The following is a 22,502-nucleotide window of genomic DNA, read 5'->3' on the forward strand; positions in this document are numbered from 1 at the left end:
GTTCCGGTAGTACGCCTTCATGGCAGAGAACTTAGTGTTTGGAAATATGGGTGTGTATAATTGAAACAGGCCGCGCTGGAGTCTTCTTCGCGAGAGGCTCAGAATAAACTGAGAACTTTAGACTTCATAGTGATGCGATCGCAGCTGAAACCTGGCGCATCACCTTTTCTGGGACACGCGCTCAGCGCTGACAAATTACCACAAGCAATGAGCGCATTGCATGCGCTGTCAGATTGGCAGCTCGACATCCTAACCCACAAGTTTGGATATGGCGTCAGCTGGGCAATTTGTGCAACTCTTTCTGAGCATTATGGGGAAGAGGGTAACGCCAAGGTCTGGCCGCTTGTTGAAAGTCTTTTTGGGAGATCGTTGAGGGCTACAGAGGACCGGCGAACGGTCTCCCGAGCTTTTTTGGCAGCGTGCCGAAAGCTCGGTCTCGCGTCAGATGGATTCGAGCGGACTGTGCAGGCTTTCCAAGTTCACGCGGGTGTTTCGCGCTCCCAGTTGCACCACCTTGCAAGAGCGTTCGTTGCACAGGAGCGCTCGATCGGCCTACCTGACCAAGACGACATCGTTCTCTTGAACCGTTGGGAAGATGATGCCCTTCACTTCTTGGATGCCGGCATTCAGGTGCTGCAACGACCCATCCTCATGGACCATTCAGCTTGGATGGCCTCAGCCTACGTCGACTGGCGCCGCGATCAAAGTGCCCTGCTGAGACAATCGAGCTACCTGAGCTGCTTTGGCGAAAAGTTGCAGCAGGTATTCGATGGGTCCGGAGGTGCAGCAGTCCGGATCGCTCCTATTCCCCGCCTTGTTTGGGAGGACGGTCGGCCGCAGTTGTCCATTCCAGGGCAATCTCAACGATACAAGATTTTTCTCGATGGCCAACTGCACAGAGTTCGAGCCGGCCGCCTTTGGCCTCTCCCGATTCCTCTCCCAGCCGAAGTCTCATGGGAAGGAGACAGGCCAGGATGTATTCGCTTGTTCCAAACATCGGATTTCGTTGTTTTTGATAGCAACACAGGGCGGCAAGTAGAGCTAACAACCCGTGCTGCCGAAGCTGAAACCCAACTGAGCGGGATAGTTGCGACCGCAATCGTCGTCGCAAAGGAAGGCTTTTCGGTAGGAGGCGAACCCAGCAGAGAAACTGCACCTGATCTCTATTGCGCAAATGTTGACCTTCGTTCGGGGAAGGTGGCGCTAACTCGCGGGTCAAGGCAATGGGCGCTGAGCGGTGCGCGCCGGCCACAAATCTCTATACACGGTCAACCGATCGCAAAGGGCGTCGGTGGACCTGATCTCTGGGGGCCCGAAGCCGAGGTGGAACTTGATTTCGGCTCGAGTGAATTGCTCGCTGGGCACACTGACGGCAAGGGGCGACTGGCTTTCCTCCGAATTGAAACGCATGGGCGAGCAACGGAGATGCAAGTCGAAGCAGATGGGCGTGGCATAGCGAAAGTGGACGTCGCAGAACTGGCGGCAGCCCTGGACTTGCTGCCTGATGCTGATCCAGAAGCGCTCTCGCTAACCCTTCTCCGCACGAATGCGGACTCGACCGAACGGGTCTTAACCCGCTTCAAGAGAAAGCTAATCATTTGGCCCGCTTTCCGAGCGCTTGACGGTATCCTCATCCGGTCCGAAAAACCGCCGCGCAATTTCATCGAGGTTGAGGCAAAACATGTCGTGCGCGACGACGAAGGTTTCTTGTGTTTTGAACGCAGTGCTGGATGTGTCGAAGGCCGTATCGCGTTCGGGATTGGTGGTCAGGTTAGTCATTTTTCTGTTCGGGCAAGAATTTTGTCTGGCGTTTTGGAGCGCGTGGACGGATCGGTGTCACCGTGGAGGCTCGGCGGAGTAATCGTTAAAGGCTCGGCCACCAATTGCGATGCTCTCGTTCTAACTTCCCCGGACGAACGCGCGAGCTTGAGGGTTGGCTCGCGGGTTATTGTCGATCCGTTTCAAGCGAGACCGACCTACGCAATACCGATCGCTACGCTGGATGGCGGAGATATCGTACACGTCTCCTCTGGCGGGGCGCCGACGCTGATCGCGACAGTGGAGAGCGCATCAATGCCGTCGAACGTCGATGTTCGCACTTGGGTTGGCGGCAGTAGGATTTCACTTGAGATGCCGTTCCAAGTCGGTGGTGTCGTGGTGGAGCTTGAGACCGAAACGGGCGAACAGGATAATAGTGAAGTCAGTTTTGATTATCTTCCTGCGGCCCGACCGCGTAAGACGTGGCTGCTGAATGCCGAGGCAGACAGGCGGAAAGCAACAATCGAGATTGACGGAACGTCCTTCGAAGGACTGGTCCTGATTACCATAAAAGCCCGCGCCCTCGGAGAGGTCGATTGGACGCAACTTAGCAACCCACGAGATGATTTGTACGCTTTCCCACTCACTGGAGGAACGGAGAGCAAGCCGAGCGCGTCGGCGCTATGCAAACTCGAGGCTTGGCTGTCGAAATGCTATGCACCTGAGGTTTGGGGCAGCGGCCTTGGTAAATTGCTGCAACGAAGGTGGTCGACGCTCATTCATGAGGTGTGTGCCCTGCCTGGCGGGACCGAACGGCTGCTTTTGTTGTCGATGCAAGATGACGAACCGGACTGGCTGCCAATTCTGCATGTCATTCAGGAAGTTCCAGCGTTGTTTTCGGCGCCAGCGATCAGTTTTCATGCGTTCTCTAATTCCAGCGGCGCCGATCGAATTCTGAGGGTGGTCGCCGATTCCGCATCCCGCCGGCTGCGCGAGCTGGATATAAATTCCATGGCAATGCTTGCTTTCCCGAATGCAAAGCGGGCCCATATGGCCGGGGAGAAGCTCAGGAATTTTCAGCCAAAAAATTTGCCGGTGATCTTCTCGATGTCAGTCGAGAAGCCAGCTGAATGGCTGGCCAAGGACGCGCTGGGACCTGACCATGCCTGGACAGGATTGAATTTGCTGCGGGACCGAATAGAGACCCACGAATTGCTGGGAGCAGGTGAAACTGAGGCACGTATGTCGCTCCGGAGCGCAAACTTGAACAGAGTGGCCGTGGCGTTGCGAGATCCTGCTTTGTCGGAGATTTGCCTAAGCGCGGAAGTCGATGGAGACGCTTCCGTCCATTTGATAGAGCAGGCTCTTGCGGTTTTCGCTGTCCAGAGCCGCCAAGGACCCGACGCCGTCGCCACGCTTATAAAGCGAGTTTCCGAGAGGACTGGACAAAGTGCGCGCGAGATACTGGGGTCGGTGGGCGAAATGATTCGGCTGGGGCGAGAAATATTCATGTTTCATATGATCGCTGCCGAGATTGAAAAGAGGAGTAGGTCGTGAAGGATCATGTAAGCGGGCAGTTCAACGCTGCGGAATTAGACCCTCTTCACTTCCGCAGGACGCTTGAGGCCCGCCTCCGTAGCTTCACAACCGCTGCTGCGGCAGTTTCTCCCGTCGTCGCTCCCGCGCTTGGTCATGCCATCAGCAAAATGATCGAGGGGGAAACCCTTATACGGGGCCCCTTCGTCGAGAGTTTGCCTGACTTCGAGAAGGGGAGTTCGATCGAACAGCTGGTTTCGGATGGAATACTATCCGATCAGTGGAAAGGGATGTCCGAGAAAGCGCCTGGAGTTTGGAGACGGCCCCTCCATCGGCATCAGCAAGCCGCGATAGGCCGAGATGACAACTACATCGTCGCTACGGGCACCGGCTCTGGGAAAACGGAGTCATTTCTGTTCCCCTTGATCGATGATCTCATGCGTCATCGTAAAGAGAAGCCTGGGGTCAAGGCGATCCTTGTGTACCCGCTTAACGCGCTGGCCACCGACCAGATGTTTCGTATAGCGCGGCTACTCTTTAATGAACTTGACGATCCGGGGATTACGCTTGGGCGCTTCACTGGGCAGACAACCCCCGGTGCCAGCCGGGCCGAGATCGAGCGTGAAATCTTATCTTCTCCCAGCTTCGAAGATGCGTTCCCAGACGCCCATAAAGCACCAAAGGGGTGGTTGCTTTCGCGCTCCGAAATGCTTGAAACACCGCCGGACATTCTGATTACGAACTATGCGATGCTGGAGCATGTATTGCTGCTGCCTCGCAACAGAACACTACTGAGAGATGCCGATCTTCGTTGGCTCGTGCTGGACGAACTGCACACCTACGCCGGGGCCCAAGCGATCGAAGTCGCCTTCTTGCTTCGAAAGCTGAAAGCGAACCTTGGTATGACAACCGGCAAACTCAGGTGCGTCGGGACGTCTGCGAGCTTGGACCCTGAGCGGAAGGACGATCTTACGAAATTTGCGGAAGATTTATTTAACGAACCGTTCGGGTCAGGCGATGCAGCCGTCATTACGGGCCAGCGGGAGCTCCACCCACGTTTGTCCGACGAGCGATCTACGCATTCACTTTCGCCAGAGGATTGGGTTTCTCTCGGTGAAGGGTTGACTCGCCTCCGCCGTGAAGGAGCTCTATTGCCCGAGGAGGAGCGCTTTCACGTCGAAAACTGGAATGATGAGTTGGGCTCTCTCTTGCCTCTGGAAGGCGAAGATCTGGGCGAGGCGCTACTGACCGCGCTTTCTGCCCTTTCAGAGGTTCGTCAAGTTGCCGCCGCACTTCACAACAAAACCAATGGCTTGATGCTGATCGAGCGCTTGGCCGGAGAAATCTTCAGGGGCGTGGATCAGGTACTCGCGGAACGCGCGTTGATAGCGCTGGTCAACACCGCCGTTCTCGCAGTTCCGCGACAAGGGGGAGGGTTTCCGCTACTCCCGGCCCGATATCATATTGCGGCGACGACCATCGAAGGGGCCTTGGTCGAACTCTCGGCAGATGCGCCAGAAAGATGGAGCCGGGTGCTCGCAGGGAAAATGGGTCGAGACTCGACTGAGAGCGCTCCTTCGGCCTTTCCATTGCTTGTGTGCCGGTCTTGTGGTGAGCCTTACATCGAGGCTTGGGATAATGGGATTCATCTGGCTGCCCTTCCACCCCGCAACAGCAATGGTGAGCGGACAGTCCTGCGTCTGACCGGCAGCACTCCAGCAGCTTTAGACGAGGAAGAGGAGGAAGCCGAACAGACGGAATTCGTCCATGTCTTCCCAAGAACCGGCATGATCGCAGACGCCCCGGGAGAGGGTATCATCTCGCTTCAGCTCGCCGAATGCGTTGACGACGAGCATGACCGCAAAAAATATGTGAAAGCCTGCTTGGCGTGCGGGGAAAAGAAAGGTGCCTTCGCCGAACCCTTGACGACCATCTATGCGGGCGACGAGTCTACCTCAGCAATGGCAACGCAGACGCTACTGGAGGCACTGCCTGCCAAGCCGGACTCGGACGCACCGCTGCGAGGGCGTTCGCTTTTGGCTTTCTCGGATAATCGTCAAGACGCCGCATTCTTTGCGCCATTTCTGGAGCGAATTTCTCGTGTCGAAGCGATACGTGGTGCCATAATCGATGCTGTGCGTTCCGAAGAAGGGCTAACAATTACCAATCTCGCGGCCGAAGCGAGCGCACGCCTCAAGAAGCACCGCTTCCGCGTCTTCGACAGAGGCGACCAATCCGCGCCTCTCTCTGGGTCAGAGATGAAAGACCGGATGACCGCCCTGGTCACGGCTGAAATTACGCTCGGTGGACGCGGTCGCGACTCGCTTGAAGCGTATGGGCTTCTCTCGGTTGAGCACGACGGATTGGAAAAGATTGAGCGCCGCGTGGCGCGAGCGCTGGAAGACAGCGGCAAACCGCATTTGAGCGGTTACGTCTCCGGCGTTATGCATCTGATCTTGATGATGATGCGCCAAAGTCGAGCGATTTCAGATCTGGACGGTCGTTTGGATCTCGGAGACGAGGCGATTTGGGGCCGGGGATTGGGATCTGAGCGCATTTCTTGGGAGCTTCGAAAAGAAAGTAATGCCTCGCGGATGCGGCGGGTTTTGCCGACAAGACCACGTGATAGGACGCGGTTGATTTGGGTGCTGTGTGATCGACTCGGTCTGTCGCGGGAAGATGCTGATTCAGTCGCCGAAGCGTGCTGGAATGATATGGTTCGCCCGCGCGTTGGCGTCCTGAAGAAGGGCAGCTTGGCGATGGTTATCGACCTCGACAAGGTCAAACTTGGCAAGACTTCCGAACGATATCGGTGCGACTCTTGCGGCCGAATTGCGTCATTCGATCTTGGCGGCGTTTGTCTTGCAAATCGGTGTGAGGGGGCGGTATCGAAGTTGCCGGCTGCTGGAACAGACGGTGACGTTGCTGGGAATTATTATGTTGAGCGGTGGCTTTCACAGCCCGGCGCTGCAATTGCGAGAGAGCATACCGCAGCAATTGGAACTGCGCTTCGAAACGAGATCGAAGGCAATTTTCGCACCGGGGAAGTAAATGTCCTCAGCTGCACTACAACCATGGAAATGGGCGTCGATCTCGGGGATCTCGAGGCCGTTATCTGCCGGAATGTACCTCCAGGGATCGCAAACTATCAGCAGCGCGCTGGACGCGCTGGTCGACGGGCTCAGGTCGCGCCTATCGCTCTTACGATCGCCAGAGGTAGTCGATACGATCAAGCCTCGTTCAGGCGATTTGACGACTATCTGAAAGCTCTGCCGAACGTCCCCTACATCAACTTGGAAAATCCACGTTTCTTTCACCGGCATCAAGTCTCATGCGTGCTGGCGGGGTGGTTCACCCGAAGGCTCGCGGCGAGTTCGCGCTCAGGCTCTCCGAGGTTACGAGATGTACTGGGAGAGCGGCTTGACAGCACTGCTCACAAAATCCTGCTGGAAGACTTCACCATTTGGTTGCAGTCGGATCAGGGAAAACAGGCGTTGGGGACAGCGCAGGCGATGGCTGCGGGCCTTCCGAATGGCGTCGGCCTTCAAGGCACGGATTTACTCAGACATGTGAAAGATGAGGCACTTTCGCGGTGGCTGAACGATGTTTGTGGGCGCTGGCAGCTAATTGATGACCGCGCGCAGAGAGCTGACGCAGAAGCGGCTGAGGCGGAAAGTGAGACGGAGAAACAGCGGGCCAATGGGCGGGTATTTCGGGCGGGAAAGGAGAAACAGTTGTTCCTTGATCGGCTGTTGACCGAAAGCCTTTCCAGACTCGGGATTATCCCGACATACAGTTTTCCAGTGAGCTCTCTTAGCTTGGAGGTGGTCAGGGACCGCGGTCACGGACGTGGTAGCGATGACATCGAACTGGCGCGCGACGCGTCGCTTGCGATTTCTGAGTTCGCGCCGGGGGCAGAGACCATCGCTGCGGGGCGGGTTTGGACCAGCGCAGGCATCTCTCGACGGAGTTCGCACACTGCGAACGATGTCTGGATGGAAGAAGGTCGCCTTCAGATTTGTCGGAATTGTCGAAACGTGGAGCGGCTCCAAACAGACGGAGAAACTCTTCAGGCCTGTCCCTCCTGCGGAGGCAACGTGGAGCCTCCTCGGCGCTTTCTGGAACCAGTAGGATTTCTAACCAACTATAAGGAGCGTGCCGGGGGCGAACCGGGGTCGTCCCGATTGCGCCCACGTGCGGTCGACGAAGCTCGTTTGCTCACGAAAGCGCCGTCCAATCTGATGGGTGCCACCGACGTGCGCGATGTCAGTACTTATTTTGCTTCGGCCATTGGCAGCGCTGATCATCCGGAGGGTCGGATGATCGTCGTGAACCGCGGCCCCAATGGGACGGGCTACATGCGCTGTCCCAGATGCGAACACGCTGAACCGGCGCCTAAAAGCTATTTCGGTTTTTCTCCATTGAGCTCCAAACATCACGACCCCCGTACCGGCGACCCATGCCCCGTCGAAGAGCTCAAAGGTTCAACCGACCTCGCCCACACTTACTCGACGGATATCAGGCTCATCCGGATAGCAGTCCCGATTGATCCTCCGAAGTCACCAGTAGATGAACGTGCGTGGCAAGAAGATGTCCTGCGTAGCGCAGCCGAGGCGATCAGGCTTGCAGCAGCGGACATGCTCGGGACCGATCCGAGGGATCTGCGGGCCACATTCGAACTGGCTCCCGCGGGTGGCTTCGATATTGTTTTGGCTGACGCCACGCCTGGAGGCGCCGGCTACGCTCGTAGGCTCGTTGAAGAGAGTCGTTTCTCCGCTCGCAGGCTTCTGCTCGAAGCGATTAACAAACTTGATTGTGAGAAAGACTGCCAAACCACCTGCGTTCACTGCCTGAATGACTATTCCAATCAGATTTGGTGGGATCGCATGGATCGGCATCTCTCGCGAAGCTGGTTGGAGAAAGTGGCGGCGCGGTCGATCGCCCGGCCAAAACATGTCCCAGAAGACGCGGTTCCTTGTTTGGCGCCTCTCGGTATTGCTCTTGGGCCCGTCTTGAAGGGGCATAAGCAAGTGATTGCTGTTGGGTCTTCTATTTGGGGCGCAGAGGAACCGGAGACTTCTTTGGGTAGCGCCCGCGCCCTCCGCGATTGGCTGGAGGATGACCAGGGCCGTAGAGCTTGGCTCGTCCTTCCAGATCACGACGAGAACAGCCCAACCGGAACAGACCGACAGATTGCCGAAATGCTTAGGCCTATCGAGGACCCTGGGCGCCTTGTCTTCGTGAGATTGAGCGAAAGCGAGCTTCGGACAGCGCCACGGCTAACGATGTTCGGCGGACTCGCAAATGAGGAGCTCTTCGACACAGAGCCAAAGCAATGCCTGATGTCCGGAATAGGGAGTGGGGTTTGCTTCAGGCGACATGGGGTGGATGATATGGCGTCTTTGTGGGTCGCCAAGCACGCTCAGGAGGTCTTGAAGGCACCAAAGTCAGAGTTGTTCGCAAAGCTCTTGGATCGGCTCGTCGTTCATCGGTTTCAGGCCGGAACGCCTCGAAATGTTGCCGCGGTATTTCAGGAACTCAACGGGCAAACTGTTTCCGTTGCTATTCAAGATCCTTGGATTGGTGCGCAGCATCGAAACCGCGAGAAACTTGGAGAATTTCTCCGTGCTCTTGGGCAGGCGGGGGTTGCCATTAAAGAACTGAAGCTGACTTGGAACCCGCGAAACGGAGACGATCACCGCAATGTTCAAAGCGAAGGGCTGCGAGAGGTCTCCCAACTACACTTGTCTAAGGAAGTCGCGCTTCGCCCTTGGGAGCCCTCACGCGGGCAACATTTTCATGATCGAATTGTCCAGATCCGGCAGGAAGCAACGGGAGTGACTTGGCGAGTTGATGTCACCTCCGGAATCGACAACCTGATGTCATATCAGAAGGAGTGCAATTTGTTTATCGAAAAGCTTCACTCTATCAATTGATTTATCGGAACACCTCCTGTCGGCACTGAGTAAATTTCCCCGGGAAATCTGGAGCAGTGTCATGTCGTTATTCCACCGGATGTTTTGATCTGATGCTATGGATGGTCTCTACGACGTTAGGGGATTCGAAGGCGATGCACCTGGGGCGGGTGCATCGCTGCATCTGGCTGTTCGCGCGGCTCGATACGCCTTCTAATCCTGATGAAGTTCGCAGCTCGGGTCCCTGATCGTGGCTGATGAGATATTACTGCCGCTTTAGTCAACTTTATCGCGAATTGGGCCTTCTTGCGGACACAGGCTTGAGGTTAGCGTGGCGCCAAGAAAAGCGAGGAGGGGCGAGTGCGCTACGTTGACGACGGATTCATTTTGAGTGCGCAAGACCTGATAGGACACGCCAATTGCAGCCACCTCACTGCCCTCGATATTGAGGTCGCGACCGGTCAGGCCCAAAAGCCGAAACAGTACGACCCTTTGCTCGAGATCTTGAGGGAGCGGGGCCAGAACCACGAGCAGTCCTATATCGAACATCTGCAAGCTTCAGGTCTTCGCGTTCACGTCATCGAAGGTGTCGACATCACCGATGACGCTGTCTCGAAAACATTTGCCGCTATGGAGGCAGGCCATGAGGTTATCGTCCAAGCGGCGCTGAGGAACGGCAAGTGGCTCGGGCGCGCCGATATCCTGCGGCGGGTCGAGAAACCTTGTGCGCACTGGACCCACTCCTATGAAGTGGTCGATACAAAGCTCGCCCGTGAGACCAAGGGTGGGACGGTCTTGCAGCTCTGCCTCTATGGCGATCTGCTCGAGCACATGCAGGGCATCGCGCCTGAGTGGCTTTATGTCGTATCACCATGGTCCGACTTCGAACCCCAGAGGTTTCGCTTTGCCGATTACGCCGCCTACTACCGGCGCATGAAGTCAGCTGCCGAGGATGCCTCGTCGCTTGACTATGAGCCCGCGACGTACCCTGATCCGACAGAGCATTGCGACATCTGTCGGTGGCAGCAGACCTGCGATGATCGCCGGCGCCAAGACGATCACCTTTGCCTTGTCGCGGGCATTTCCAAGAACCAGATCTCCGAGTTCGAGGCGAACGGTATCAAGACGCTGAAGGCTTTGGCAGAGCTTCCGGGCGAAATCCCGTTCAAGCCCCAGCGTGGCGCTCTGCATGGCTTCGAGAAGTCCCGCGCGCAGGCGTCTATCCAGCAGGAGGGACGAAAGACAGGCGAGCCATGCTACCGTTTGCTGGATGTCGCCCCCGAACTCGGCCTTGCCGCCCTGCCGCAACCGTCAGACGGCGACGTCTTCTTCGATATCGAAAGCGACCAGTTCGTTGGAGAACACGGGATCGAGTACCTCTTCGGCTACACATTCCAAAATGAAAACGGCGAATTCGCATATGTGGAGGACTGGGCCTTCGACAGGGCAGGCGAGAAAGCGATTTTCGAAAGGTTCGCGGACTTCGTCGCTGAGCGTCGCAGGGCCTACCCCGATATGCATGTCTATCATTTCGGGGGCTACGAGTCTGGTGCGCTGAAACGCTTGATGGGCCGCTACGCGACCCGTGAAGGAGAGGTCGATAACTTTCTGAGGGGAAGGGTGCTTGTTGATCTGCTGAGCGTTGTACGCAATGCGCTCATGGCGAGCGTCGAGAGTTACTCTCTGAAGCAGCTTGAGCCGTTCTACGCCTTCACCCGGCAGACACCTCTTCGGGACGCAAACATCGCATTGACGAAGCTCACGGCCGGGCTGGAACTCGGAGATATTCCATCAATCTCTGAGCAAACGAAAACGGTCGTCGCGAGCTATAACCGGGATGACTGTCTTTCGACGGCAGGCCTGAGGAACTGGCTGGAGACGCTCCGCGACGAGCTCATAGGGTCGGGGATCGAGGTTCCGCGGCGGGAGCCAGGCAAGGACGGCCCGAGCGAAGAGCTGACTGAACAGCAAATTCGTATCCAGAACTTGATCGAAAAGCTCACAAGGGACGTGCCGGTCGATCCCGAGCAACGAAGCGCCGAACAACAGGGTCGCTGGCTTCTTGCCCACATTCTTGAGTGGCATCGCCGGGAAGAGAAGGCCCTCTGGTGGGAGTTTTTCCGGCTGAAGGCGTCGAGTGCCGAGGAGCTTCTTGCAGAGAAGGCCGCGATCGGCAGGCTCCAGCTTGTCGAGACCGTGGCCGAAAGCAAGACAGGCATTCCGATCCATCGCTATCGCTTTGATTTGCAGGATACGGACATCCGCGGGGGCGAGCAGCTCTATTCTGTAGGCGGGGAGAAGCTCGGCACAGCCGAGCAAATTTCTCTCGAAGACCGGACAATCGACATCAAGAAGTCCCGCGCCACAGCCGACCTGCACCCTTCGGCCGTCTATGCGCACAAGGTGATCGACACAAAGGAGCAAGCCGGATCGCTTTTTCGGCTGGGAGAGTACGTGGTCGAGCATGGGCTCTTGGGTGAGGGGGACTATCAAGCGGCTCGGCAACTGCTCATGCGCACGCCAATGGACATCGGCGGCGCGCCATTCCAGGCCGATGGGGAAAGCACGCTCGATGCAGCCCTGAGGATCGCGAAGGTTCTCGAGAGCGGCGTGCTTCCGATCCAGGGGCCACCGGGAACCGGCAAGTCCTTTACAGGTGCACGCATGATCTGCGAACTCGTAAAGCGCGGCAAAACCGTCGGGATTACGGCCAACAGCCATAAGGTCATCCGCAATCTCATCGACAAGGTCGTCGAGGCCGCGCCCGATTGTGAAGCAGATCTCGTCTGCGTGCAAAAGCCCGAATCCGGGAGCAAGAAGAGGCCCACCGAGGCGTTGTTCTTCGCCAAGAAAAATAGCGATCTTATTGAGGCTCTGGGCGGAGGTGGCGCGCAGGTGGCCGGTGCGACGCATTTCTTCTGGTCACGGGAAGATGCCAAGGATCTGGTGGATGTGCTGGTCGTCGACGAGGCGGGGCAAATGTCGCTCGCGAATGTTCTCGCCGTGGCGCAGGCTGCCAAAGCAGTGATCATGCTTGGCGACCCGCAGCAGTTGGAGCAACCCACGCAGGGATCTCATCCGGACGGCACCGGCGTTTCCGCACTGGATCATCTATTGGGCGGCAGGCAAACCATCACTCCTGAACAGGGCTTGTTCCTCGGGGTCTCATTCCGGCTCCACTCCGACATTTGTGCCTTCAATTCGGGTCTCTTCTATGAAGGGAAGCTCAAGTCAGCACCAGGCTGCCAGTTGCAGGTCCTGACGCCGGAAGGGCCGACAGGCAATTCCGGGCTTTGCTACATGCCTGTTCCGCACGAGGGGAACACAAGCGCATCCATAGAAGAGGCAGAGGCGGTAAAGTGTCTCGTCGAGAACATCCTCGCCCAAGACGTCAGCTGGATTGATCGGGAAAGCGCCGAGCGTGAGGTTGGTCTCGACGATATTCTGATCATCGCGCCCTACAATGCTCAGGTCTTCGAGCTTCGAGAGCGACTGCCTGAGGCGCGTGTGGGCACGGTTGATAAATTCCAAGGGCAGGAGGCGCCCATTGCCATCTACTCGATGACCACGTCGAGCCATGCGGATGCGCCGCGAGGCATGGAGTTCCTCTACAGTGGAAACCGCTTCAACGTGGCCATCAGCCGCGCAAAATGTCTCGCAATACTCGTGGCATCGCCGGGTGTCTTCGAGGCCGAGTGTCGCACACCGAGGCAAATGCAGCTCGCGAATGCATTCTGCCGATACCTTGAGGTCAGCAAGGAGATATCGCCACAATGATCGACCCGAGCGTCGATCTGGGCCGGCATACCGATCAAACCCTGAAAGGTGCCTCGCGCAACTTGGTTCGCAGGGAGCTTCCGCGCTCCGACAAATGTCGAGCTGGTATCTACCTCTGCCGCCTGCGGACTGTGACAGGCGACCGCCGGCAGGAGGGCCAGGGTCGTTTCTACGCCTCTCCTGAGGCCGAAAAACGAGAATGTAATTCGCTAAGCCAAGGGGAAACGATGCTGCGAGATATTTTCTATGTTCATGGCTTCGGAAGCCGCTTCAATCCGGACAGCGACAAGATCGCCGCGCTCAATGCCTTGGGACCGGTACGGGGCGAGAACTACGATTTCACCGCTACTTACCCCGAAACCATGAATCATCTGTTGGAAGCGGTTGAGGGTGCAGACCTCTTGGTCGGTACCTCGCTTGGAGGTTATTTCGCAGCCCGCCTCGGTAGTCAGCTGGGCGTGCCTTTCGTATCGGTGAACCCGGCCATCTCGCCCGCATCGAGTCTGAGGGCGCATCTCGGCAGTGGGACCGATCACTACGGGGCGTCCTTCGTGCTCGCTGAGCAAACGCTGGAGTCATACCCCGACTACACAGCAGATCTCGACCCTGCACTTGGCCTTGTCCTAGTCGACGAGGGGGATGAGGTCATCCCCGTAGACCGCACGCTGAAGGTCGTTCGTGATGCCGGCATCGACGTGATCACCTTTCCCGGAGGAGACCACCGCTTCCGCCATATGCGCGAAGCCATTCCTTCCATCCGGGACCACCTGCGCCGAAAGCAGGGGGTGGAACGTGTCTGACCGGAAATATGACCTGATCCTTGCCTCATTGCTCGGTGGAGCGATGGGCGACAGCCTCGGCGCCGAGATCGAATTTTGGCCGCTCCGTGACATTCGGGGCCACTTTCCCGAGGGCCTGACCGAGCTTCCCCCACATGACGGCCGGCGCGGGGCGATTACGGATGACACCCAGATGACGCTCTTTACGGCCGAAGGGTTGATCACCGCCATTCTTCGCCAAGACGCACGGGGCATCTGCGATCCCGTCAGTGTCGTCCATCACGCGTTGCTGCGTTGGTTGAAAACTCAAGAAATCTCGCCCCGGATGCAGGTCGATTCCGGCGGATTGCTGGCCGATCAACGGCTTCATCGCCGCCGCGCACCGGGCAACACCTGCCTTTCGAGCCTCGCTGCTGCCGAACGTTTCGGGGACACGGCGCGGAACGATTCCAAGGGCTGCGGGGCGATCATGCGGGTGGCGCCGGTGGCCTTTCTGAACGGGGCCAATCATGTCCAGCTGGCCATGGGCTGCTCAGCCCTGACCCATGGCCATGTCGCCGGGCAAGAGGCGGCGGCTGCTTGGGCTTCGATCCTCTCGGCAGCATTTCGAGGAAACGATGTCGAAGAGGCTGCCAGATCACTGCTCGGTCGTTTCCGTATCGAGACAGACAACGCTCTCCGTGCGGCGCTCGACGCACCGAGGGATGGCAAGCCCGAAACCATCGAGGATCTGGGCGGCGGTTGGGTCGCCGAAGAAGCGCTGGCCATCGCGCTTTATTCCGTCCTGGCAGCGAACGGGTTCGAGCATGGACTTCGCATCGCGGTCACCCATTCTGGGGACAGCGACAGCACTGGAGCCATCGCCGGCAATCTGCTTGGCCTTTGCTACCCGGATGAAGTCCTGGCGCACCGTTGGAGGACGCAGCTGGAATGCCTCGATCTGATCGAAGTGATCGCTCACGATCTTTGGCTCGCCGCACACGCGGGGTCGGGGAGGGGTTTCGGCTGTAATCCCGAAGCAGAGCTACGTGGTCGATATGCCGGATATTGATGAGTTCCCCAGCCTCCTGGAGATGATCGCCGATCACATGACGCGCCATGCACAAAACGAGGCTCGGTTCTGTCAGATGATCGGCATACGCACCCCTCGAGCGGTGCGCGCGTTTTTCGAGCGGCTCGCGACAAATGACATGATCCACATGAAACACCACCGGCGCCAGCTGGCAGGGGCGCTGGACCTGCCAATCGAGATCGTCGATGCCGCCATCGAGCACTCAGCTGAGCGCCTTGCGGCCGAGCGTGAAGCGGCATGGCGCGCCGCTTTCCTCCCGCACGCCGTTCTTGTGACCCAGAACAGGCGTCCCAGCCAGATCGTGATCGCGGCCATGGCCGGCGCCGAGAAGAAGATGTCGATCGAACTTCCGGCTTCGCTGCCGAAGCTGAGCTGGCCCAAGCATGTGGTCCGGCAACTCCCTGAAGGGGTTCCCGGGTTCGGCTTTGTGACCGGTTTCGTGATCAATTACAGTCCGGATCAGGCGGTTCGCTTCGATCTGGATGGCCAGCCGCTTGCCGCGCTACCGGCTGCCTATCGCCCCGTGAAATTCCGCCTGTCGCGCCAGGCACAAGAGCTGAGAAAGATGGTTGATGATTGATGCCCTCGACGTAATCCCCGACATCCATGCCGACGTCGACCGTTTGAAACTCAGCCTGGCGCAGTGCACTGCAAAGGTGGGTTTCCTGGGCGATTTCATCGATGCTGGTAAGGCTTGCCGCATGCCGGATGATCGGGCCGTTCTTCAGCGCGTGAGAGGCCTTGTGGAAGGTGGCCGAGCCGTGGCCGTCATGGGTAATCATGAGCTGAATGCCATCCTCTTCCATCGGACCGGGATCGACGGCACTCCCCTGCGCGCTCATAGTGAAAAGAACCGCGCCCAGCACCGAAGCTTCGTTCAGCAGGTCGGTGTTGCGAGTGAGGAAGCCCTGGATTGGACAGATTGGTTCCTAACCCTGCCGCTTTGGCTCGATTTGGGGAGCCTGCGACTGGTCCACGCCTATTGGAGCGATACTGACATCGCCGAAGTCGCAGCGCGCCGGCCTGATGGCCGCCTTGCCGAGGAAGACCTCTACGAGATCGCCGCTGAAAGCACCGAATTCGGCCGTGCCGTGAACCGCCTGACGTCCGGACCTGAGATTCAACTCCCCGCCGGCTACGCGTTTCGTGACTTGGGAGAGCATGAGCGAACGCAGATGCGGCTGGCATGGTGGCGAACTGACGCAAAGACATGGCGCGATGCGGCTCTTTCTGTGCCCAATCCATCTGACTTGCCCGACACTCCTCTTCCACAGGAAAGGGGGGCTGAGATCTATTCGGCCGATGCGCCTCCTGTGCTGATGGGCCACTATAAGATGAAAGGCCGCCCCCAGATTGAGACGTCGAACGCCGCCTGCCTTGATTACCCAGAAACGCCGGTCGTGATGAAATTTCGAGGCGAGACGGACCTCAGGTCGGTAAAGCTGGTGGAGTGCGAGACCTCAGAAGATTGCTTGCCATGATTCCCGACAAAAGCGACAGCGAAGCAGCGCGCGATATGGCGCAGATCTATGCGGAGATCGGCCCCGTGGCTGTTAAACATGGTCCAGGATCGGGTCATGGTGTGGCCGTCGCAGGCGACGGAGGCATTTTGGTCTATCCCCGGATCAGGTCGGACCCGCTTGCCTCCCTCAAGCTCAGCAGGAACGAAGCAACAAGGTTTCAGGATTGGCAAGCCGTGGCCGCTGCCGGCTGGCGAGTTGATTAAACCGGCCCGCCGACATCAGTCCGGGCCGTAAGGAGCTACGCCACGCCCCGGAACATGACCTCTCAGCCGCGCTTGCGAGGAGCTCCGACAGTGCAGCGGGCGAAGTTATTTCAGCCGGAAATTGGGCTATTTAACTCCCAGGCTGGCCGCGAAGAATGTCAGGCTTGATTTGCGTCAAGACGCGCCATGGAGAAAGGAGGGACAGCTTATAGCTGTCCCTCCCTGACCCTCAAAGGGTGCGATCACCGAAAACATTGGATTCCCCGGATGTCTTCGAGCCCTCACAAGATGAGAACGCATAGCTCCGGTCGTCCAACTCTATCCTGACCCCTCATGGGGAACGATCACGAGGCTCTGGCCTCAGACCGTATATGGGTCGCAGAAAAGCCGGTCCAAAATCGTAGAGCGCGAGCGATCTGTCAACGGCGGACTAAGAACCGGCCACGCGGCGGCGCAAAACCAGGCCAGCGGCGCGGCGGCAAGCGCCATGCCGCGCGCGCTTGCCCCATAGCTGGCGCGTGGCATGGCGCTTTGGCCCGCAGGGCCAATCCTGTGACGGGTGATCAGGTTGGGGCTTCGGCCTTTCGGGCGCGGCTTTGGCCGAACCGATAGCTGTCGCCGTTCATCTCGAGGATGTTGACGTGGTGTGTCAGCCTGTCGAGCAGTGCACCGGTCAGGCGTTCGGTGCCGAAGGTTTCGGTCCATTCGTCGAACGGCAGGTTGCTGGTGATCATCGTCGAGCCGCGCTCATAGCGCTGCGCGATCACCTCGAACAGAAGCTCGGCACCAGTCTTGGAGAGCGGCACGAAGCCCAACTCGTCGATGATGAGCAGCTTGACCGCAGCCAACTGCTTTTGCAGGCGGAGCAGGCGGCGTTCGTCGCGGGCCTCCATCAGCTCGTTGACCAGCGCGGCAGCGGTGATGAAGCTGACCGGCAGCCCCTTCTGGCAGGCGGCCAGCCCCCGCCCGAGGGCAACATGCGTTTTGCCGGTTCCACTGGCCCCAAGGTGATGACGTTCTCGCGTCGGTCGATCCATTCGCAGCGGGCGAGCTCCAGCATCTGCATCTTGTTCAGCTTGGGGATCGCCTTGAAGTCGAAGCTGTCGAGGCTCTTGGTGGCCGGGAACTTCGCGGCCTTGATACGGCGCTCGACCATCCGCTGCTCGCGGTCGATCAGCTCCAGCTCGGCCAAGCGGGCTAGGAACTGGACATGGTCCAGCCCCTCGATGGCGCACTGGCGGCCGAGCTTCTCATATTCCCGCAGGAAGGTGGGCAGCTTCAGCGTCTTCAGATGATCCGCGAGCAGGATCTTCGGCGCGTCGATCATGCCGCATCCCCCGACAGGAGCGACATGTAGCTGACGGCCTTCGTGGTCGCGACATGAGCGCGCGGCAGATAGGGGTAGACGTCGAGGTCCAGCTTCGGCGGCCGTTTTTCGACCTGGCAGAGAACGAGGTGCTTCACGGCATCGAAGCCGACCGCGCCCAAGTGCAGCGCCTTCTTCACGGCGGCGTGGAGATCATCGATGTCGAAGGTCTCCAGCAGGCGCAGGACTTGCACATACTCCCGCCGCCCTGCCTTGGTCATCCGTGCTTCCATCAGGCGGCGCAGGGTCGCGAACTCCGACGGCAGGTCCCATTCGGCCAAGGGGGCCGCCTGGTCCAGGGCGTTGGCCTTGCGCTCGATCAGCGGGAGGTAGTGGACCGGGTCGAAGACCATGTCCTCGCGGCCGTAGCAGCGGGGATGGCGTGCGATGACCTGGCCGCCGCAGCCGATCACGACCGCGTCGACATACCCCCTGATCCAGACGTCGCGGTAGCCATAGGCGACCGGCACCGAGTAATCGTTGGTCCTGTAGCGCACCAGAGCTTGGGAGCTGACCCGCCCGGTGGCCTGATCGCAGGCATCGAACGGCGCAGCCGGCAGGTCGGCCATCGCTGCCAGATCCCGCGCGAGCCGCTCTCCGATGGTCTCGGACTGGCCGCGCAGGACATCAGCCTGGCGCTTGCGGCATTGCCCCGCCAGATAGGCATTGAACGCGTCCCAGCTCGCGAACCGCGGGATCGGCACCATGAAGTTGCGGCGGGAGTAGCCGACCAGGCCCTCCGCGTTGCCCTTGTCGTTTCCCTTGCCTGGACGGCCGTAGCGGTCGCGGAACAGGTAGTGCGACAGAAACCCGCTAAAGAGCGTGGCGCGCTTGCGCGTTCCGTCCGGCAGGATCTTCGCAACCAGGCAGCGGTCGTTGTCGTAGAGAACCGACGCGGGCACCTTGCCGAAGAAGGCAAAGGCGTGGACGTGGCCATCGACCCAAGCTTCCGCTGTCGCCGCGGGATAAGCCCGCACGAAACAGGCATCGCTGTGCGGCAAGTCCATGACGAAGAAATGCGCCTTCTGTTCGATCCCGCCGATGACGACCACTGCCTCACCGAAGTCGGCCTGGGCGTGACCCGGCGGATGCGCCAACGGCACGAACATCTCGCGACCGTGCCGTTCCCGCTCCCGCATGTAATCTTTGACGATCGTGTAGCCGCCGGTGAACCCGTGCTCGTCACGGAGCCGCTCGAACACCCGCTTCGCCGTGTGCCGTTGCTTGCGATGGACCCCGCGATCGTTCTCCAGCCAGCCGTCGATGATGCCGGTGAAGGCATCCAGCTTTGGCCGCTTCACAGGGGCCGTTCGCCGGTATCCAGGGGGAACCGAGAACGCCATCATCTTGGCTACGGTGTCGCGCGAGACGTTGAAGTGCCGAGCGGCCTCGCGCTGGCTCATCCCCTCGGCACAGGCCAGTCGAACCTTGCGATACAAGTCCACGGTGAAAATCCTCCCGCCCTCCCTGCCTCCAGAAAGGGTAAAGGTGGACGACTTTTACGCCGCCCGCAGCAGGCTCACCCCGCCGCTACCGTGGCCGACTTTCTCACCGCCGTTCTCAGGCGTCAGCGCCGGCTCGAAATTGTCGTTCATCACTTTGTCCTCGATTCCGTTTATGACGGCGAGGAGCCGGGTTGCGCGTCTCATCGCCTCGACCCGGATTTCGGTCTTTAGCGAGAAGCACAGAAAATTTCGGGCACCTTTTTCGCGGATGACCTTGGGGCAACGCTTTCGGAAGTAATAGATGCGCCCGCGCCGCTGAAGGTAGGGGCCGGCGGGGCGACGGCCACGGGGCGCGGTACGGCGTGCGGAGGGAGGCCCGCCGGCCTGACCGGCAGGGGACGACGACAGGTCGTGTGTCACACCATGTGTCATAGTTCGCGACGCGCCTGACACAGCGTTTTGCGACAGCGATCTGTCGACCCTATATTCTTGGGCTTTTGGCGATTTTGGGAAAACCTGGCTGGGGTGGTAGGATTCGAACCTACGATACACGGTACCAAAAACCGATGCCTTACCACTTGGCTACACCCCAGCAGGTGTGGCGGCTGTCTAACCTTGTCGTGCGGGGGGTTCAAGACCGGAAATCGCGGTTTTTGCATCTTCCGCGAGGGCAATTTCGCCGTGGCGGGGCGTGGAATCCTTCATCGCGGATCCCACGCCCCGAAGGACGGGGTCAGATGCGGATCGGATCGGTCCTGGCGAGACGATCGAAGCCCATCAGCGTTTCGATCAAACGCGGCATCTGGTCCAGCGGCACCATGTTCGGCCCGTCCGAGGGCGCGGTGTCGGGGGCCTCGTGCGTCTCCAGGAACACCGCCGCGATGCCCAAGGAAACGGCGGCGCGTGCCATGACGGGGGCGAACTCGCGCTGGCCGCCCGAGGCGCCGCCAAGGCCGCCTGGCTGCTGCACCGAATGGGTCGCGTCCATCACCACCGGGTAGCCGGTCTTCATCATCGTCGGCAACGAACGCATGTCGGCCACCAGCGTGTTGTAGCCGAAGGAGACGCCGCGCTCGGTGAGCAGGATGCGGCTGTTGCCGGTCGAGGCGATCTTTTCGGCGACATTGGCCATGTCCCAGGGCGCCAGGAACTGGCCCTTCTTGACGTTGATCACGGCGCCGGTCTCGCCCGCGGCGATGAGCAGGTCGGTCTGGCGACACAGGAAGGCCGGGATCTGCAGGATGTCGGCCACCTCGGCCACGGGCGCGCAGTGATCGGCGGCGTGGATATCGGTCAGCACCGGGCAACCGATGGCGCGCTTGACGTCCTCGAGCACCTTGAGCCCGGCCTCCATCCCGAGGCCCCGCTTGCCCGAGAGCGAGGTGCGGTTGGCCTTGTCGTAGCTGCCCTTGAACACGAACTGCGCGCCATGCGCGGCGCAGGCCTCGGCCAGCTGGCCCGCGATCATCTGCGCATGGTCCGAGGATTCGAGCTGGCAGGGCCCGGAGATGAGGGTGAGGGGGCGGTCGTTGCCGACCGTGAGAGAGTCGATGGAGACGTCGATCATGGGGCAGAGCCTTTCGCGTGCTGTCAGGCCCCGGTCTAGCGCGCAAGCCGGGCGGCGTCACGCGCCGCCCGACTGGTCTCAGCTCGAGACCTGCTCGCGCAGGATCGACACGGTGAGCGACAGCATCAGGTAGATGCCCGCGAAGATCAGGAAGGCCAGCGCCGTGTTCTCGAGCGACTTGGGATAGGTGGCCTCGTCGGGGGCCACGGGCTCGACCCCGAGCGACAGGTAGCGCACCTGCCGGTTGGCCTCGATCTGCGCCGCCTCCATCTGCTGCAGCGCCTGCTGCACCAGAAGCGTCTGGAAGCCGTAATCCTCCTCGGCCAGCCGCAGCTCGGTGTTGCGCGCGGCGAGCGAGGAGCCCACCTCCGAAGCCTCGGTCATCTCGCGGCGCAGATCGGTGATCAGCGCCTCGATGCCCGCGATCTGGCTCTTGATAGAATTCACCTGCGCCTCGTTCGGGCGGCGCACGGCGAGCCGGGTCTGCAACTCGAGCTGCAGCTGCTGGCGCTGGGTTTCAAGCGCCGAGATCTGGCTGGTCCGCGCCGCCGTCTCGCCCACCGGATCGATCTGCTGCACCTCCTCCTGGATGCGCAGCCAGTTGGCCAGCGCCTCGGCCCGGCGCGCCTCGGCGGCCTCGTAGCTGTCGCGCGCGCCCTGCATCTGGTCGTTGCGCAGCCGCGCGGTGAGCTGGTCGACCTGCTCCTCGGCATAGCCCAGCAGCGCCTCGGAGAACCGCTGCGAGGTTTCGGGATCGGGCGCGATCACCTCCATCTTCACGATGCCCTCGGTCGGGTCGTAGGAGATTTTCACGTGGTCCTGGAAGAGGTCGTAGGCGGCCTCGTTGGTGGCGGGCTGGGCCAAGCGCTGCAGCGGGTCGATCGCCGGATTGGAGAAGACCTGCTTGAAGCCCTCCTCCTCGTCGAGCCGCACCATCGCGGCGCGTGAGGTGAGGTAGGACTGCACGGTGATGCTGTCCTGCTGGGTCGCCATGGAGGTGCCCTGGAACAGCCCGCCCAGACCGGCGCCGCTTTGCGGCTCTGCCTGCTGGATGACGAATTCCGAGCGGGTGGCGAACATCGGCGTGGCCACCGCGAAGAAATAGTAGCCCGCCAGCACCGTCGGCAGCAGCACGAAGAGCATCAGCCGCAGGCCCAGAAGCGCCATCCGCCGCCGCCGCCGCCGGGCGAGATCGCGCTGGATGCCGCGGATCTCGGAGGCGCGCTGCTCGGCCGGGTCGGCCCGCTCGGTCGAGGGCAGCTGCCGGTCGCCATCCGGCACGGTCGAGGGCAGCTGCACGCGCGGCTCGGGCGCGGCGACGGGCTCGTCCTGGTCCTGCTCGGGCACGACCAGCTCGATGATGTTCGAGCGCTGGAACGGGTCCACCCCGAGCGCGCGCAGCTGGCGCACCGCGTCGAAATCCGACGCCACCTCCAGCCCCTGCTTCTGCGCCACCCGCCGGGCCATGCGCAGCTGCCGGCCCGTGAGCCCCTCGCGGCGGATCTTGTCGATGTCGTGCTCGGCCTCAATCGCGGGCGGGGTCGCAGGCGGGGGCGGGGGC

Annotated in this window: 12 protein-coding genes, 1 tRNA gene and 1 pseudogene; 8 read left to right on the top strand and 6 right to left on the bottom strand. The window is 60.1% G+C overall.

Features of this window, described 5'->3' with window-relative positions; all coding sequences use genetic code 11:
• Positions 1-132: 132 nt before the first annotated feature.
• The 8 genes from NHG85_RS10870 (at position 133) to NHG85_RS10905 (ending at position 16,563) form a co-directional block, all read left to right on the top strand.
• Positions 133-3,315, top strand: coding sequence for a hypothetical protein (locus NHG85_RS10870; protein WP_253332294.1), 3,183 nt, complete (start codon positions 133-135; stop codon positions 3,313-3,315).
• The gene (locus tag NHG85_RS10875) at positions 3,312-9,230 is read left to right on the top strand and encodes a DEAD/DEAH box helicase (protein ID WP_253332296.1); all 5,919 of its coding nucleotides are present in this window, start codon (positions 3,312-3,314) and stop codon (positions 9,228-9,230) included. Before NHG85_RS10870 ends, NHG85_RS10875 begins: the two co-directional genes overlap by 4 nt.
• 339 nt (positions 9,231-9,569) lie before the next feature.
• Positions 9,570-12,986: a TM0106 family RecB-like putative nuclease gene (locus NHG85_RS10880; protein ID WP_253332298.1), complete on the top strand. Its 3,417-nt coding sequence runs from the start codon at positions 9,570-9,572 to the stop codon at positions 12,984-12,986.
• On the top strand, positions 12,983-13,786 hold the full coding sequence (locus NHG85_RS10885; RefSeq protein ID WP_253332300.1) for a YqiA/YcfP family alpha/beta fold hydrolase: 804 nt from the start codon (positions 12,983-12,985) through the stop codon (positions 13,784-13,786). The genes NHG85_RS10880 and NHG85_RS10885 overlap by 4 nt, the downstream gene beginning before the upstream one ends.
• Complete coding sequence (locus NHG85_RS10890; protein WP_253332302.1) at positions 13,779-14,816, top strand: ADP-ribosylglycohydrolase family protein; 1,038 nt, start codon at positions 13,779-13,781, stop codon at positions 14,814-14,816. Before NHG85_RS10885 ends, NHG85_RS10890 begins: the two co-directional genes overlap by 8 nt.
• Positions 14,794-15,417, top strand: coding sequence for a hypothetical protein (locus tag NHG85_RS10895; protein ID WP_253332304.1), 624 nt, complete (start codon positions 14,794-14,796; stop codon positions 15,415-15,417). Before NHG85_RS10890 ends, NHG85_RS10895 begins: the two co-directional genes overlap by 23 nt.
• Positions 15,410-16,318: a metallophosphoesterase gene (locus NHG85_RS10900; protein ID WP_253332306.1), complete on the top strand. Its 909-nt coding sequence runs from the start codon at positions 15,410-15,412 to the stop codon at positions 16,316-16,318. The genes NHG85_RS10895 and NHG85_RS10900 overlap by 8 nt, the downstream gene beginning before the upstream one ends.
• A complete protein-coding gene (locus NHG85_RS10905) occupies positions 16,315-16,563 on the top strand; it encodes a hypothetical protein (RefSeq protein ID WP_253332307.1) in 249 nt (82 codons plus the stop codon). Before NHG85_RS10900 ends, NHG85_RS10905 begins: the two co-directional genes overlap by 4 nt.
• Positions 16,564-17,126: 563 nt before the next feature.
• Here the strand turns inward: NHG85_RS10905 and istB are convergent.
• From istB to NHG85_RS10935, 6 genes and pseudogenes are all read right to left on the bottom strand, one after another.
• Positions 17,127-17,890: pseudogene (istB, locus tag NHG85_RS10910) on the bottom strand (IS21-like element helper ATPase IstB).
• Entirely contained in the window at positions 17,887-19,374 is a 1,488-nt protein-coding gene (gene istA, locus NHG85_RS10915; RefSeq protein ID WP_440339874.1) for an IS21 family transposase, read from the bottom strand. The pseudogene istB and the gene istA overlap by 4 nt, the downstream one beginning before the upstream one ends.
• A gap of 54 nt (positions 19,375-19,428) precedes the next feature.
• Complete coding sequence (locus NHG85_RS10920; RefSeq protein WP_253332309.1) at positions 19,429-19,794, bottom strand: DUF6538 domain-containing protein; 366 nt, start codon at positions 19,792-19,794, stop codon at positions 19,429-19,431.
• 97 nt (positions 19,795-19,891) lie between these two features.
• A tRNA-Gln gene (locus NHG85_RS10925) sits at positions 19,892-19,966 on the bottom strand.
• Positions 19,967-20,107: 141 nt separating this feature from the next.
• The gene (kdsA, locus tag NHG85_RS10930) at positions 20,108-20,941 is read right to left on the bottom strand and encodes a 3-deoxy-8-phosphooctulonate synthase (RefSeq protein WP_253332311.1); all 834 of its coding nucleotides are present in this window, start codon (positions 20,939-20,941) and stop codon (positions 20,108-20,110) included.
• Positions 20,942-21,019: 78 nt separating this feature from the next.
• Positions 21,020-22,502 (bottom strand): KpsE/RkpR family capsule polysaccharide export protein (locus NHG85_RS10935; RefSeq protein WP_253332313.1); only part of this gene is annotated, 1,483 nt, incomplete at its 5' end.

Origin of the sequence: Limimaricola litoreus (assembly GCF_024159025.1) — a bacterium.
GTDB classification, from domain to species: Bacteria; Pseudomonadota; Alphaproteobacteria; order Rhodobacterales; family Rhodobacteraceae; genus Limimaricola; species Limimaricola litoreus.

What these genes read in the sequence shown, in the direction of transcription:
- NHG85_RS10870 (WP_253332294.1), top strand. Translation starts at nt 133, where the DNA reads ATGCGATCGCAGCTGAAACCTGGCGCATCACCTTTTCTGGGACACGCG.
- NHG85_RS10885 (WP_253332300.1), top strand. Translation starts at nt 12,983, where the DNA reads ATGATCGACCCGAGCGTCGATCTGGGCCGGCATACCGATCAAACCCTG.
- NHG85_RS10900 (WP_253332306.1), top strand. Translation starts at nt 15,410, where the DNA reads ATGATTGATGCCCTCGACGTAATCCCCGACATCCATGCCGACGTCGAC.
- NHG85_RS10905 (WP_253332307.1), top strand. Translation starts at nt 16,315, where the DNA reads ATGATTCCCGACAAAAGCGACAGCGAAGCAGCGCGCGATATGGCGCAG.
- kdsA (WP_253332311.1), bottom strand. Translation starts at nt 20,941, where the DNA reads ATGATCGACGTCTCCATCGACTCTCTCACGGTCGGCAACGACCGCCCC.